The 16,396-nt window shown below is 44.2% G+C and carries 13 protein-coding genes; all 13 read left to right on the top strand.

Annotated features, from left to right (window positions below):
* Positions 1-290: 290 nt before the first annotated feature.
* The 13 genes from HGO23_RS17590 to HGO23_RS17530 all read left to right on the top strand — a co-directional run bounded on the left by HGO23_RS17590 (position 291) and on the right by HGO23_RS17530 (position 16,373).
* Positions 291-2,609, top strand: a complete 2,319-nt coding sequence (locus HGO23_RS17590) for an FdhF/YdeP family oxidoreductase (RefSeq protein WP_209027386.1) — start codon at positions 291-293, stop codon at positions 2,607-2,609.
* A gap of 518 nt (positions 2,610-3,127) precedes the next feature.
* On the top strand, positions 3,128-3,577 hold the full coding sequence (locus HGO23_RS17585) for a phage tail protein (protein ID WP_209027385.1): 450 nt from the start codon (positions 3,128-3,130) through the stop codon (positions 3,575-3,577).
* A 39-nt stretch (positions 3,578-3,616) separates the two neighbouring features.
* Positions 3,617-4,684, top strand: coding sequence for a phage tail sheath family protein (locus tag HGO23_RS17580; protein ID WP_209027384.1), 1,068 nt, complete (start codon positions 3,617-3,619; stop codon positions 4,682-4,684).
* Positions 4,685-4,705: 21 nt separating this feature from the next.
* A complete protein-coding gene (locus HGO23_RS17575) occupies positions 4,706-6,136 on the top strand; it encodes a phage tail sheath family protein (RefSeq protein ID WP_209027383.1) in 1,431 nt (476 codons plus the stop codon).
* 66 nt (positions 6,137-6,202) lie between these two features.
* Positions 6,203-7,411: a phage tail sheath C-terminal domain-containing protein gene (locus tag HGO23_RS17570; RefSeq protein WP_209027382.1), complete on the top strand. Its 1,209-nt coding sequence runs from the start codon at positions 6,203-6,205 to the stop codon at positions 7,409-7,411.
* 14 nt (positions 7,412-7,425) lie between these two features.
* Entirely contained in the window at positions 7,426-7,884 is a 459-nt protein-coding gene (locus HGO23_RS17565) for a phage tail protein (RefSeq protein ID WP_099134318.1), read from the top strand.
* Entirely contained in the window at positions 7,881-8,078 is a 198-nt protein-coding gene (locus tag HGO23_RS17560; RefSeq protein ID WP_209027381.1) for a DUF5908 family protein, read from the top strand. Before HGO23_RS17565 ends, HGO23_RS17560 begins: the two co-directional genes overlap by 4 nt.
* Positions 8,075-8,761: a CIS tube protein gene (locus HGO23_RS17555; protein ID WP_099134320.1), complete on the top strand. Its 687-nt coding sequence runs from the start codon at positions 8,075-8,077 to the stop codon at positions 8,759-8,761. The genes HGO23_RS17560 and HGO23_RS17555 overlap by 4 nt, the downstream gene beginning before the upstream one ends.
* On the top strand, positions 8,761-10,377 hold the full coding sequence (locus HGO23_RS17550; protein ID WP_209027380.1) for a phage baseplate assembly protein V: 1,617 nt from the start codon (positions 8,761-8,763) through the stop codon (positions 10,375-10,377). The genes HGO23_RS17555 and HGO23_RS17550 overlap by 1 nt, the downstream gene beginning before the upstream one ends.
* Positions 10,378-10,387: 10 nt before the next feature.
* Positions 10,388-10,810 carry a GPW/gp25 family protein gene (locus tag HGO23_RS17545; protein WP_099134322.1) on the top strand — a complete coding sequence of 141 codons (423 nt, stop codon included), beginning with the start codon at positions 10,388-10,390 and terminating at the stop codon, positions 10,808-10,810.
* A complete protein-coding gene (locus HGO23_RS17540; RefSeq protein ID WP_099134323.1) occupies positions 10,807-11,238 on the top strand; it encodes a hypothetical protein in 432 nt (143 codons plus the stop codon). Before HGO23_RS17545 ends, HGO23_RS17540 begins: the two co-directional genes overlap by 4 nt.
* Positions 11,239-11,322: 84 nt before the next feature.
* Positions 11,323-13,500, top strand: a complete 2,178-nt coding sequence (locus HGO23_RS17535) for a baseplate J/gp47 family protein (RefSeq protein WP_209027379.1) — start codon at positions 11,323-11,325, stop codon at positions 13,498-13,500.
* Between the two features lie 2 nt (positions 13,501-13,502).
* Entirely contained in the window at positions 13,503-16,373 is a 2,871-nt protein-coding gene (locus HGO23_RS17530) for a hypothetical protein (protein WP_209027378.1), read from the top strand.
* Positions 16,374-16,396: the final 23 nt, after the last annotated feature.

Below are 16,396 nucleotides of genomic sequence, written 5' to 3'. Positions count from 1 at the left end.
TACCTCCCGCTCAAAGCATAAAAAACGCTCAGTTATGAATTAAAAATAAGCAATACCTTGCTTTGATAACGTCTTATTATTTATTGTATTTATTTTCACCAATCTGCTTGCTCTATTGGATGTTGTGATCTCTATTAAATTTCAATTAGTACTATCAATAGGGGGACAATTCGGTTTTCTCGTTGTATAAGAACGGAATAAATATCACAATAAATCAGTTCGTCGTTTCTGATTCATCTGCCAATCCGTGGCCAATTTTTTGACCACCATGTTAAAAAATCGAGATTGTTATGAAATTCAAAACAAAAATAGAACCTTATCGCGCTGCTGCGGGAGGTTGGGGTTCATTGGAGGCAACAACACGCTTTGTCTTTGATAGTAAACAAGCATTAAAAAACATGGTTAACCTGATGCGCATGAACAAACCCAAAGGCTTTGATTGCCCGGGATGTGCGTGGGGAGATGATAACAAAAGTCTTTTCAGTTTCTGTGAAAACGGGGCTAAAGCGGTTACCTGGGAAGCGACCCGTCGCTATGTAGACAACGAATTTTTCGCCAAATACAGCGTTAGTAAACTCTACCAACAAAGTGATTATTTTCTGGAATATCAAGGAAGAGTCGTTGAACCGATGCATTATAACCATAAAACGGATCACTACGAACCAATTAGTTGGAAGCAGGCTTTTTCTCTTATCGCCAAACACATTAAGACAATGGATAACCCCAATCAGTTGGAACTGTATACCTCCGGTCGAGCCAGTAATGAAGCTTCGTGGTTATATCAATTATTTGGCCGGGTATTGGGAACCAATAATTTCCCGGATTGTTCGAACATGTGCCATGAAGCAAGTGGTTATGGATTGTTGAAGAGCCTGGGAGTTGGTAAGGGAACTATTCGTCTGAATGATTTTGATCACGCTGATGCCATCTTTGTATTTGGTCAAAACCCCGGTACAAACCATCCACGAATGCTGCATAGTTTACGGCATGCTGCTGAGCACGGCGCCAGAATTGTCACCTTTAATACATTGCGCGAACGTGGCTTAGAACGTTTTGCTGATCCACAAAAACCACTCGAAGTGGTTACGCTAATGGCGGGTAATATTAGCCATCGCTACTATCAACCTAAACTGGGTGGAGATATGGCGGCTGTGCGGGGTATGGTCAAAGCACTTTTGGAAACCCATAACACACTTACGAATGCCGGAGAAGCAGGTATTTTTGATCAAGATTTTATTTCGACCTACACCGAAGGTGTGGATGCTTATTTGCAGGAAGTTGCTGCTACTGAATGGTCGTTTATTGAGGAACAATCAGGCTTAACGCAGGCACAATTACGCGAGGCTGCTGATATTTATCAGAACGCCGAACGGGTTATTTGTACCTGGGCGATGGGGATCACCCAGCACAAACATTCTCTGGATACCGTTCGTGAAATTACAAACCTGCAATTGCTGTTTGGTCAATTGGGCAAACCCGGTGCAGGTGTATGCCCGGTTCGTGGTCACAGCAACGTACAGGGAAACCGGACAATGGGGATTAATGAACAACCTTCCCCAAATTTCCTTGATAGTTTGGCAAACCATTTTGGTTTTGAACCGCCTCGCACCCATGGTCATAATGTCGTGGAAGCGCTGGATGCTATGTTGCGTGATGAAGTGAAAGTGTTGATCGCTTTAGGCGGAAACCTCGCCGCTGCTGCGCCTGATAGCCCACGTGCAGAAGAAGCGCTTCGGCATTGCGACTTGACAGTTCATATCAGTACAAAATTAAATCGAAGCCATCTTGTTACTGGTAAAAAAGATGCTCTGATCCTGCCTGCATTGGGACGTACTGAGCAGGATATCCAGCTCAGTGGTGCACAGTTTGTGACGGTAGAAGATTCTTTCAGTATGGTGCATGCTTCCGAGGGGGTGAATAAACCACTATTTGATACTCAACGTTCTGAAACTGCCATTATTGCAGGCATTGCCGATGCGGTTTTGGGCAATACCTCAACAATTAACTGGCTGGAATTAGCCGGAGATTACAACAAAATCCGTGATCATATTGCGGCAACTATTCCCGGATTTGCTGACTTTAATAAAAAATGTGAACATCCGGGTGGTTTCTATCTTGGCAATGCTGCGGCAGAACTGCGTTTTCCAACACCGAGTAAAAAAGCCCAGTTTAGCCACGCACCACTACCGAAAACACTGTTCCCACAAATCGACGGAGCTGAAGTTCCTTTTGCTTTGCAGACTTTACGCTCGCATGATCAATACAACACTACCATCTATGGTTTGGATGACCGTTATCGTGGCGTTTATGGCCAGCGGGAAGTCTTGTTTATGAACCCCGAAGATATTGCTCAATTGGGATACCAAGCAGGGGATATGGTTGATATCGAGACAATATGGCATGACGGTATTGAGCGTAAAGTGCATGGCTTTAAACTCGTTCCTTATATTATTCCTCGCGGTAACCTTGCGGCTTATTACCCGGAAGCTAATCCGTTAGTGCCGATGGATAGTATTGGTAATGGTACTGGTACACCAACTTCTAAATCTGTTCCGGTGAAATTATCGTTGACTGCACTGAATGAATCAGAACCTCAGCGCCTTGTATAACTTGTTTGCTATTTTATTTATGTGTCTCTGCTTAATGAATTGTTATCTTAAAAATAGTTCTTTGAGCAGATACCAATTCAGGCCCGGTTTTTGAAATCACATCTGTATTTTCCATTTCATATAACCTCTTTCCGAATAACCTTAATAATAGCAGTTTTTCACTTAACTCTATTTTTACTGTCAATATTTTATTCATTATATTATTTTTAACATATGTTAAACATTATAAATTAACAATTAACAAAAATATTTTTTATTACATAAATCAAATTGCATAAAAAGCAAATTGCATTATTGGCAATATACTCATTATAGATTTTTCGGCACGATGATCATTGATATAAATATCTATTTAGGTATCGATCATAAATATCGATGTAAGCATGATATAGCCCCAAAAAATTTCCAAAATGATATTCCTTGTCATTTTGTGGCGGTAGCTTTCTCCAAATATATAGTCTTACATCCTATTTCAAAGAGATTAATCATAACTATTTTTATTTTAAAAAGAGGCTATTATGTCTATAAGCACATCTCAAATTTCAGTTGAATATCCAATTCCCTCTTATCGTTTCCTTGTTTCCGTTGGCAATGAGCAAATTCCATTTAACAGTGTTTCAGGACTTGATATTAATTATGAAACCATTGAATACCGTGATGGCGTGGGTAATTGGTTCAAAATGCCGGGTCAGCGTCAACCTATTAATATTACCCTGCGTAAAGGTGTTTTTCCTGGCAAAACTGAATTATTTGACTGGATTAATTCTATCCAACTTAATCAGGTCGAGAAAAAAGATATTACCATTAGCTTAACCAATGACGCAGGCACTGAGTTATTAATGACCTGGAATGTTGCTAATGCTTTTCCTACCTCACTGACTTCTCCTTCCTTTGATGCCACTAGCAATGACATAGCCGTTCAGGAAATTACCCTGACAGCCGATCGCGTAACTATGCAGGCTATCTGAAGCATTGATAGTTAATCATTTCGTATAAGGGTATTTCTTATGACAACCGATACCAGTTATCCTGGCGTTTATATTGAAGAATTAAATAGCCTGGCGCTATCTGTATCTAATAGCGCCACCGCCGTTCCTGTTTTTGCAGTGAACAAAGAAAATAAATATCTTAATGAAGATACTGCACTCCGAATTAATTCCTGGATGGATTATCTTAATCTGGTGGTCAACTTTGACAATGAGGATAAATTGTCAGTTTCTCTGCGTGCGTATTTTATCAATGGCGGAGGCTACTGCTACCTCATCAAAACTCAGAGATTAGAAAAATTTATTCCAACTTTAGATGATGTCACTTTGCTGGTTGCTGCGGGTGAAGATATTAAAACAGCAGCAGCAACTTTATGCCAACCAGGAAAAGGGTTATTTGCCATTTTTGATGGCCCTGAAGAAGCGTTGACTATCGCGAATGCGGAAACAGTTAAGAACAAATATGACGCCACAGCGTTCGCCGCAGTTTACTACCCGTGGCTGAAAGCTGATTGGGCTGAGACGACCATTCCACCGAGTGCTGTTATAGCCGGAGTTTACACCTCCGTCGATCTATCCCGTGGAGTGTGGAAAGCTCCCGCCAATATCGCATTGAAAGGGGGGCTGGAACCTGCATTTCTGGTCACGGATGAAGTTCAGGGCGTATATAACTCTGGTCGTGCCATCAATATGATTCGAAATTTCAGCAATACCGGCGCTACCGTCTGGGGAGCAAGAACACTGCAAGACGATGACAACTGGCGCTATGTCCCTGTACGTCGCCTGTTTAATACCGTTGAGCGAGATGTTAAGCGTGCCATGAGCTTTGCCATGTTTGAACCTAACAGCCAGCCAACTTGGGAACGTGTCAGGGCGGCGATCAGCAACTATCTTCATGGCTTGTGGCAACAAGGGGGATTGGCTGGCAGCAAGGAAGAAGAGGCTTATTTCGTGCAGATTGGCAAGGGGATCACAATGACGCCAGAACAGATTAATCAAGGACAGATGATAGTAAAAATTGGTCTGGCTGCTGTTCGACCTGCGGAATTTATCATCCTCCAGTTTACGCAAGATGTAGAACAGCGTTAATCACATTGATGAGGAATTATTATGCCAGCTAATTTAAAAGTGCCCGGTGTTTATATTGAAGAAGATGCATCCCTTGCATTGTCTGTGAGTAACAGTCCAACTGCCGTGCCTGTTTTTATTGGTAAATTTACCCGAAAACCTGAGATGTCAACCCAAGCCTGTATTCGTATCAGCAATTGGCTTGAATTTACTTCCGCTTTTTCTTTGGCGCCAGTGACAGAAATTGTCATCCGCTCTAGTCTTGAAGCTTCTTCTGATGGCGCAATAAAAAAAGAAGAGACCAAAAAAGAAAAAGTCGAAAATAAAGAGACTGAAACCCAAGAAAATCCCAAAATTCAATCTCTCCCGGCAGCCGAAGAAGAACCCAAAAAATGGATTCACAATATTGAGGAAGTCAATCTATCTCAAGCCGTAGAAGCTTTGAGGCTCTATTTTCAAAATGGGGGTGGAGCTTGTTATATCTACCCATTAAACAATGTTAGTGACGATTTGGCTCTGTCCTCCATTCCCGAAGTGATAGAACAAAAAGGGGATATCACTCTGTTGGTTTGTCCAGAACAGGATCAGGATTATAAAAGCAAAGTCTATGGTGCAGTCAGCCCACTGTTGGATGATGACAAAGTGGGTTATTTTCTGATTGCAGATAGCCACAATGGTGAATCGACACCTGGTGTAGGCAATGGCGCTAAGGTTGCCACTTATTATCCTCTGTTGGAAACAAACCTGAAATTATCTGCCTTACCTGACGATAAGGACGTTACTATCAGTGGGTATCAGGATGAATCAGGCAAAGATAAACTGAAAAATCTGGATGAATTCAGGAAAAAAGATAAAACGCTAGCACAAAAAATTGATACCAGATTGCAACAGGAACAGCAACGTAACCTCACCATTCCTCCAAGTGCTGCTATTGCAGGAATTTATTGTAAAACAGATAACCAGCGTGGTGTCTGGAAAGCGCCAGCCAACGTTGCACTTACAGGTATCAAAGGATTGACGGATAAAGTCGATGACGAACGACAAGGCGAGATGAATAACAAGGGCATTAATGTCATCCGTTCATTTACTGATCGTGGTCTGATAGTTTGGGGAGCCCGTACTTGTACCGACATCAACGATACCCACTGGCGATACATTCCTGTCCGTCGTTTGTTCAATTCTGTTGAACGCGATATCCGCCAGGCACTGCGAGCCGTATTATTTGAAACCAATAATCAACCGACCTGGATGCGTGCCAAAGTTGCCGTTGACCAATATCTTTATGCCCTCTGGCAAAAAAATGCCCTGATGGGGGATCGGCCGGAAGAAGCTTATTTTGTCCATATTGGTCAGGGTATCACCATGTCTGATGCTGATATCAAACAAGGCAAAATGATTATGAAAGTAGGTCTGGCCGCAGTACGACCGGCTGAATTTATCGTTCTGCAATTTACGCAGGATGTTGCTCAGTAATCTCCGTGACTAAACATCAGGTACTGTATTAGCAGTGCCTATCTCACGCAATTAAAGGAGATGATGATGGAAAGAATTCAACCGGGAGTAACCTTAACAGAGAGTATCATCACTACAGGTCAGCAAGAGATACCTAGTGCAGTACCGGTATTTATTGGCTATACATCCCACAATTCACAACAAGCAAAAACCGCGGTTCGTATCGATAATCTGGCGGAATATACCCGGCTATTTGGCGACAATCATTTGATGGCGTGGGCGGTCAGGCACTATTTCGATAATGGCGGGCAACAGGCTTTTGTCTTACCGCTGCAAGGAAAGATGCCCTCAGCAAACATAACCCAAGCGGAAGCCGGAGCACTGATGACAGCATTAAGCTCTGATGCGGTAGCAGAAGCCATTGGTGGTGAAACGCAGATTACCCTGATTTTGGCGCCGGATATCACTCGACTGAATGACAGTGTGATTGATGACCAACACACTTTAGTTAATTTGTGGTCTGAAGGTTGGATGACATTGCTGCAATTGAGTCAGATCCACGCCAATCTCTTTGTGCTGCTGGATGCGCCGGATGAGGTTAAACAGGCCCGGCAATGTCTGGAAGGTCTCTCGTCAGAGTATCGCCAATGGGGAGCCGCTTATTGGCCTCGGCTGGAAACCATTTATCAGGATATATCCAGCCCGCAAAATATCGTGCTCTCTCCCACCGCAGCCATTGCGGCAGTTATCCAGCACACAGATAGTGAAGTCGGCGTGTGGAAAGCACCAGCCAATATTGCCTTATCCCAAGTTATTTGTCCGGCTAAGTCTTATCTTCAAGGGAGTGCACTATTTAACGCCAACGGCACTTCACTCAATGTGATCCGCACTTTCCCCGGCAAAGGTATACGTGTATGGGGATGCCGCACACTGGAAAACAGGGACAGCTCGCCGTGGCGCTACCTGCAAACGCGACGTCTGGTTTCTTATGTTACCGTTCATTTGGCGCAATTAGCCCGTATGTACGTCTTTGAACCCAATAACGAACTGACGTGGATGAAATGCAAGGGGCAAAGCTATAACTGGTTACGGCAACTGTGGTTACAGGGCGGCTTGTACGGTTCACGGGAAGATGAGGCATTTACTGTGTTGTTAGGCGTAAATGAAACGATGATTGAAGAGGATATCCGTGCCGGGAAAATGATCATGAAAGTCGCCTTGGCCGTTTTGTCTCCCGCTGAATTTATCGAAATCAGTTTAGTGTTTGATACCCAAACGGGAGCGCTTTTGTCTTAGAAGGAAAGAGCACAATGAAAGATTATTACACCCCTGTGGTATCCCACCGCTTTATGGCGAGTTTTATTTTTAATGGCATTCCTGATCCGCTGGATATCCGTTTCCAACACATTTCTGGTCTGAGCCGTGAACTTCAAATCACTCAACACAGTCAAGGCGGCGAGAACGCCCGCAATAACTATCTGGCCGAGAAGATCCAACACGGTACATTAACACTGGAGCGCGGTGTGATGACCGTTTCTCCTTTGACCTGGATGTTTGATCGGGTATTGCGCGGTGAGAAAATCGCTTATGCGGATGTGGTGATTATGCTGTTAAACGAAAATTCACTGCCTTTATCCAGTTGGACGTTGAGCAACGCCTTACCGGTACGCTGGCAAACCAGCGACTTTGATGCGAACAGTAACGCCATCTTGGTGAATACCCTTGAGCTTCGCTATCAGGATATGTGCTGGTTGGGAGTCAAAGTATGACAGTAGAAATCAGAGAGTTAATTATTCAGGCAAAAGTGGTTTCATCAGCACCAATATTACCAACACAAGCGACTGGATCAGTTCAACAAGGCCATTCTTTGATCCAGGAAAGTCTGGATGAAGCAATTTGGGTTGAGAAAATTAAACGCGAAGTGTTGGCGGCATTACGCGATGAGGAAGGGTGGCGTCCATGAGTTTAATAGAACGTGGTTTAGCGAAGCTGACCATTAACGCTTATAAAGACAGGGAAGGAAAAATACGGGCAGGCACCATTCAGGCTATATATAACCCCGATTCCCTGCAACTGGATTACCAAACGGATTACCAACAATCCCAGGCGATTAATAGCGAAAAACAGAGCAGCATTTATGTACAGGCCAAGCCCGCAGGCTTATCCCTTGAGTTGATTTTTGACGCCACAATGCCGGGTAACAAAACTCCCGTTGAAGCTCAGCTAATGCAGCTTAAGCAATTGTGCAGCGTAGATGCCACCAGTAATGAAACGCGATTCCTGCAAATTAAATGGGGGAAAATGCGTTGGGAAAACCGCGGCTATTTTGCCGGCAGAGTAAAAGGCTTATCGGTCAATTACACCTTATTTGATCGTGATGCTACTCCTTTGCGGGCGCGGGTCATCCTGGCATTGGTGGCGGATGAAAGTCTGGTCTTACAGGAGACAGAGCAAAACCTGAAATCACCGGCGAAAATCGCCTTACGGGTACAGGATGGTGTTTCACTGTCTCTGATGGCGGCCAGCACAGCCTCAACGCTGTCTGGTGGTGTCGATTATCTGACGCTGGCTTGGCAAAACGGCTTGGATAATCTTAACGGATTTGCTCCGGGTGAGATATTGCAGGCCACCAGAGGAGACACCTGATGAGCCATCAACTGAAAATCATTGCAGATGGCAAGGTTCTGTCACTGTTGGCCGCCGTTGATGTAGATACCTATTACCGTGTTAACAGCATCCCTTGTGCAACGCTGAAACTCAGCTTGCCGGACAGGCCGCTTTCCGCTTTTAGTCAAGCAGATGTACAAGCAGAACTGGCTCATTGTCAGGCAGGGAAAACCTTGCGTCTGAAAGTAATTGATGGTGGCAGGAAATCGGTACTGTTCAATGGCCTGATTACCCGTAACACGTTGAAGATCAAAAACAAGCAATTATTGCTTACTTTGGTCATCAGACATCGGTTGCAGCTAATGGTTGATACTCAGCACTCACAACTGTTTAAGGCCAGTAACGAAAAAAACATTCTGAACACCTTATTGAATCAGGCGGGTATCAAGGCGCATTTTGAACAGATAGCCGCATTAGATCAAAAACATGAGCAAATGGTGCAATTTCGTTGTTCAGACTGGCGTTTTCTGTTGTGCCGTCTATCGGCAACCGGCGTGTGGTTGTTGCCAACGACAGAAGGCGTTCAGCTTGTCCAGCCTGAATCCCTGAAATCTAACCCAATCCATACCCTGAAAAGTCGCGGGGATGAGAAAAAAGATATCATCGTCAAAGATGCCAATTGGCAGTTTGATAACCATCTTAACCCTGCTTCGCTGGAAGTCAGTGGTTGGGATATCAGCAAACAACAGGAATTATCAGGCGGTCGCCACAGCAGTATTGCCGTGGGTAAAGCGGCTCTCTCCCCTGACAGGCTGGCATCTTTAAATAAAACAAGTTGGGACATTCGCTATAGCAGCCCGTTAACTACTCAGGAAAGTGGCTATTTGGCACAGGGGCTGTTGCTGAATCAGCGTATCTCTGGTGTTACAGGCGAGTTCTTGCTTAAAGGTAATGGACGTTATCAGTTAGGGGACAACATTCAATTGACCGGATTCGGTGCACAATTGGATGGAACGGCAAGCATTACTGCGGTTCGTCATCGTTTTAACCGACGAATTGACTGGGAAACCACTTTGAGCATTGGCCTACAACAGGAACACCTGCCGATGCTACCCGATGCCACCGAACTCCACATTGCAATAGTCGCGAAATATCAGCAAGACAAAGCAGCCCTGAACCGCATTCCAATTATTCTGCCAGTATTGAATCGTCCGAATGAATTCTTATGGGCCAGATTGGGGAAACCTTACGCCAGCCACGAAAGCGGTTTCTGTTTTTATCCAGAGCCCGGCGACGAAGTGATTGTTGGCTTTTTTGAAAATGACCCACGTTATCCGGTGATTCTGGGCGCAATGCACAACCCGAAAAATAAAGCACCTTTAGAACCTACCCAGGATAATCAAGAAAAAGTGCTGGTGGTGAAAAAAGGAGAAACTCAACAACAAATCAGGATTGATGGCAAAAAGAAAATAATCCAAATGAATGCAGGAGAAAACCAAATAGAACTCCAGCAGGATAAAGATATTTCCCTGTCAACGAAAAAAGAATTAACGCTGAAAGCACAAACCATGAATGCCCAAATGGATAAATCGCTCAATCTGTCTGGCAAAAACAGTGTTGAGATCAAGGGTGGCAAAATTAATCTTACCCAGTGAAAGGTGAACAATGGAAAACCAAATACTGACACAACTCTATGGTCGTGGTTGGGCTTTTCCTCCCGCGTTTTCCCTTGAAAAGGGGGTGGAAATGGCTGAAGGAGCAGCAGATGTGCGCCAAAGTTTGCACATTCTGTTCAAAACTGAGCCGGGGGAACGCCTGATGCGTGAAAATTATGGTTGCGGATTAAATGATTTTATGTTTGAAAATATCCGTAACGAACTGTTTGCTGAAATTGAGTCCCATATTCATGACAGCGTATTACGTTATGAATCACGGGCAGATATTACCGATATCCAGGTTCGTCAGTCACCAAATAATAAGAGTACCTTGCAAATTCAGATTATGTATCGCCTGCGGGGAAGCGATATCAATCAGAAAATTCAAGGAACACTGGCGCTGAGTGAAGACCGGAGGATGGAGGTAATATGAGTGAACTCATTGTAGTTGACGGTGACACGCTACAGTTTGAGCCTCAATTTGGCAGTCGAAAGTTGAACATTCCCGGTCTGGTTAAAATCAAAGGTACAGGGCATGCTCAGGTAAACGGCAAAAAAGTCTGCATTTTGGGTGATGAGAAACGGGTTACTGTTTCTGCAACTTATACCACAACAACCCATATGACGCCGGGAAATGGCACCATTACTATCACGGCGTTAGATAGCAGTCAGCAAGCCCTTCACTGTACCAGTGGTGCCGCCTTAATTATCAAAGGGCAAAAATTTACAACCGTGTTTACGCCTCAATCACCAGCCATAAATAATACTGTGAATCCACCTCAACCTGACCCAAATTACCCAAGCCCCTCATCAGGCAAAGGCAGTTTTATCACGCAACAAAACTTTGCCACCGTAAATTAAGGCATTGGCTGAATCAAATAGAAATTAAATGGTGTGAATAATCACTTATTCACAGAGGAATCGCTGTGCCAAACAGGTGATATTATGGAATTGACTGAGTTAAATAAAAAATTGTCAGACTTGGTGCCGATGAGCGATTTTAAATTAGATAATCGAACCAGTTTGCAATTACTCCAATATATTGAGGAGTACACTAAAATAATTCCCTTTAATCAAACCGATAAGCATTGGAATGATTTTTTCTTTATGGCGGATAATACGCCGGAGAAACTTGCCGAATTATATCAGGGGAAAATCGAAGCCAATGGGGAATTATTACCTCATCAAGCTTTTCTGTTAGTGGTATTACGATTACTGGAAACACCAATATCTTTATTTAATGCCTTACCGGCGGCGCATCGCAATCTCTATTACCGGGCGCTTTTGGGGTTATCTCCCCGTCCGGCACAACCGGATCAAGTCGCCTTATCTGTAGAATTGAATACCACAGTAACAGAACAACTACTCACTAAAGGCACTTTATTTGAAGCAGGGCAAGATGAACAAGGCAATGCCTTGCAATATGCGCTGGACACCAGTCTGTTGGCGAATCGTGCCTATATCAGTGACTTGCGCTGGCTCCGTCAAAAAGAACAACAGCAATGGATTACCGCGACTCCTTGGGATTCACAAGCACAATTATCATTGCCATCTGATGGAATTCGGTTATTCAGTGAAACTGATACGGATAAATCTGTATTGGGTGGCGTATTAATGATTTCTGCACAACTGGCGATGGAAGAAGGGACAAGAAAGATAACTGTTACCTTTGATAAAGATATTGATAGCCAAAATCTGGTGGCTCAAATCAGTAGTGGAAACCAGTGGCTAATCTTGACTGCTGAGGGAAAGGGAACAGAGGTCATACTAACGCTTTCAGATAAAGAGCCAGCAATCAGCGCCCCGGAGGGGTTGGATAATCTTGTTTTCAGTAAGCCGGTGCTCAGACTACAGGGAAAAGACAGTCAGACATTGCCTACAGTAACCGCACTAAAGGTGCAAGAAACAACTATAGACAAAGTTTCATTCAAGACATATCACTTAACCCCCTTTGGTTATAGCCCTGAAATTGAGCCGTTGGAAGAGAACCCCACGTTATACCTTGGTATCACCGACGTAGAGCCGGGGCAAACCCTATCGCTGTATTGGAAATTAAAATCGCCGCAGCAACCTAACAAGGTTTCTTGGTATTACCTGAATAATAAGAATCAATGGGCAACATTGGATGCGTGGGTCAATGATGAAACCCAACACCTGTATCAAGATGGCATCTGGCAAGTTGTTCTGCCTGCGGATGCTTCCGCTCAGTCTACCCGGATGCCAACAGGGCGCTATTGGTTAAAAGCCGTCGTGGTAATACCCACACACGAAGGTTCATGGGGGAAAAAACCTTGGTTATACGGCTTGATCTATAACGCCATGACAGCAACATTGGTGAACGTCAATAGCATCAGTGACAGCCATTTCTTAACGCCATTACTGGCAGACACTATTCAACGCCCTGTTGAACCCATCGTTGTGGTGGCTTCGATCAATCAGCCTTGGCCGTCGTGGAATGGACGTGTACCGGAATCCTACAGCGCCTTTTTTGAACGGGGAGCCCAACATCTGTCCCACCGTAACCGGGCCTTAACTTGGGGCAATATGGCGACACTGTTAAAAGAGCGTTATGTCAGTATCTTTGATGTTAAGTACCCCAGCAATGATGAGCTCACGCGAGTACCCGCACTGGAGAAACAGCAACTGACGATCATTCCCGCCAATCGATACAACGACAGTGATGACCCTTTGCGTCCGGTGCTAAACTCGGCACGCCTGCAAGAAATGGCAGAGTGGTTACAGCAAAAAGGCTCTCCCTGGGCTGAGATTGAGATCAGCAATCCTCAATACGTTAAGGTAATAATCAATTACCAGGTGATTTTTAAGCCAGACGTTAACGAAGATTTTGGTTATCGCCAGCTACGACAGCAACTTAGTGAGACATATATGCCCTGGAGCGTCGATGAGCGACGCCCTGTTATGTTGAATAACAGCATTAATTATTACCAGTTACTGGCGATCATTCAGCAACAGCCGCTGGTTGCGCGAGTTACTTGTCTAACACTGCGTCGGTCAGATGCGGCTAAAGACAGTGATATCACCGTATCAGTGGAAGCCAAAGATAATGAAGTGCTGATTTTAGTCTGGGAAGCAGAAGACAAGCTGCAATACCGAGGAAATTAACTATGAGTGATAAAGATGTACTGTTTCGCAAAGTGAAAAACGATATTCACTTTGATACCTTGCTGGAACAGGCTCATCAAATGGTTGAGCAACAGGCCGGAAAACTGTGGAGTGATACGGCGGAACACGATCCCGGCGTTACTTTTCTGGAAGGACTCAGCTACGGTGTGTCAGATTTGTCTTACCGCCATACTCTTCCCTTAACAGACTTATTGACCCCTGCCCCCAATGGGCAGAAACAGCAAGACGGAATTTTTCCCGCTGAATTTGGCCCCCACAATATACTGACTTGTGGACCAATCACCACTGATGATTACCGCAAAGCATTACTGGATCTGCATAGCAGTGACTGGACAAAATCAGAACAGAATAAAGGGGATTTTCTGTTCCGTAACGTGCAATTAGTCCGTGAACCGGCAACGCAACGCTATACCTATTGGTATGATGCCACCAAAAGGGAATATAGCTTTGTCGAGCGTAAAGAGGCGAAAAAGTTTACGTTGCGGGGGAATTATTGTCTTTATCTGGAACCGACCCGCTATAGTCAGGAAAATTTGGCTACTGCCATCCAACAGTTAACCGATTTTTTGACCAAGAACCGCAATATTGGTGAATCGGTCAGTCAGATTATCTGGACAAATCCGGTTGATTTTCCGCTATTACTGGAGATTGAACTGGATGACGATGTGCAAGATGTCGCTGGTATTTTTGCTGCCGTTTATAGCACAGCAGAACAGTATCTGATGCCTGAGGCACAGCGTTTCAGCACCGAAACACTACAAAATGACGGGATGCACAATGATGAAATCTTTGAGGGGCCAAAATTAAAACATGGCTGGATCCCTGAATTGCCGGTATCCCGTGACTATACCAAACGGCTCATCCTCAATCTTAGCCGGCTGGTCAATAAACTGCTTGAGATTAAGGGTATTCAGAATGTAAATCGCCTTCGACTGGATGAAAGTTTTGATAAGACTCTGATTGAGCCGATTAAAGGGGATAGCTGGTCATGGTCAATTAAAGAAGGCGGCTACCCTCGCTTGTGGGGTAAAGATCCAATCCATCAATTGGCGCAACATGATGGTCCACTAAAGGTGATCGCCAAAGGCGGCATCAGCGTCACGGTGAGTGAACAACAAATTCGGGACAGTTTATCCAATCCCTCCTTGATTCATAATAAACCCGTGGTATTACCTTATGGTAAGCATCGCGATGTGGAGCACTATTATCCCGTCAGCGATACGTTGCCTGCCTGCTATGAGTTACAGCAACCCTTATCTGAAAGTGAACATACCCAACGCCTGTTGTCACTTCATCAATTTATGCTGCCATTTGAACAATTGCTGGCTTGCGGCTGTCAGCAAATTGCCATGCTGCCCAAATTATTGGCTTTTAAGCGTGAAGGATGCGAAGTTTGGGGCGATCAATGGCCGTTTAAGCTAGGCTCTGTCAGTGATGATGTCCACCAAAATTACGCTCACAAATTAAAGGAATTACTAAAAGAGATTGCGCACGATAGCGATCACGAATTGGATATCGTCAATTATCTGCTCGGATACTTTGGCACTCAGCGAGCACCACGTACCTTTACCACCAACATCAGTGATTTTCGCGCTGTGCAACAAGGCTATCTGGCTCAACAACCGACATTAACTTATCACCGTGCCAATATTCGGATTGATCAAGTTTCGTCGCTACAAAAGCGCATTGCTGCCCGCATGGGGTTAGGCGGGGAATTATTTAAGCCAAAGCCTGACCTGAGCAAACTGCCTTTTTATCTGGTGGAGCACCGGGCATTGCTGCCAGTCAAACCCAACAGCCAGTTTGATGAAGAGCAGAAGCCAGATTCAGTGACAGCAGAAAGGGAAAATCAAACTGATCAACATTATTTGGTGATTAAGCAAATCGGTATTGATGGAAAACTGATACAGGGACAGGTGATTGATTTAATTCTCTATGAAGGCGAACAGAACGAAAACCGATTTACTGTGCGTAGTCAAATGATCACCAAAACCGAAGGGGATCAGTTTTGGCTGGACGTGGGCAACAGTACTCAACTGGAATACAATCTGGAACGGGTAATGACCGCCGCCAAAGGGAAAAAGCTCGTCTGGCAAAATAGCCCGGTATGGATGGAAGATATGAACTACCGCCTGGCCTATGATAGTGATCAATCCTTGCCTGAAAACCAGCGGCGCCTGACCCGCACAGCACAAACTCCATTTCCGGCTATGATTGCTGTAGGTAATGAAATTACCTTGACAAAAGAGTTGGGGGGAGTTGGTTTGGAGCAAGAATCTTCTAATGAATCAGAAAAATTATATGCAAAAGTTGTCAGCTTTGATCGTATCAAGGGAACCTTGGTTATTGAGCGTCAGAAACATTCTACATTAGCATTCCCTGCCCCAGAAGAAGCCTGGTGGTACAGTTGGCATTTTTCGGGTAAAGAATATGAAAATACGGATCGTTTCTCATTTGTGATTAGTGTTGTGGTAAATAGTGATTTAATTAAATCACGTGAGCACAAAGTTGATCCATATCAATTAGAAGAATGGGTTAAGGAAACCATTCTTACCGAATTCCCTGCCCACATTTCCATGATTATTCACTGGATGGATTGGGAACCATTTTTAAACTTCGGCAATACTTACCAACGTTGGCAAAATAATGGCACGCCATTAGGGGATGCTGCCTATTCGATTCTGGAAAGTTTGACACTGGGTAAATTACCTTCTGCTTTTAAAGGAATAGGGACAATGCGTGTTGCCACACCACATCAGAGAGAGGAAGTTATCGGTAAGAATGGTGATCAATGGAATACCAATAGAATAAAACAGAACGAATTATTCTATATTCCGCAAGAGAAAGAATAAAAAACAATTAGCTACTAACCAAA

The sequence above is a fragment of the Xenorhabdus budapestensis genome, assembly GCF_017743015.1.
GTDB classification, from domain to species: Bacteria; Pseudomonadota; Gammaproteobacteria; order Enterobacterales; family Enterobacteriaceae; genus Xenorhabdus; species Xenorhabdus budapestensis.
The sequence above is the reverse complement of the archived record's forward strand: the minus strand, read 5'-3'. Positions and strand labels throughout refer to the sequence as shown.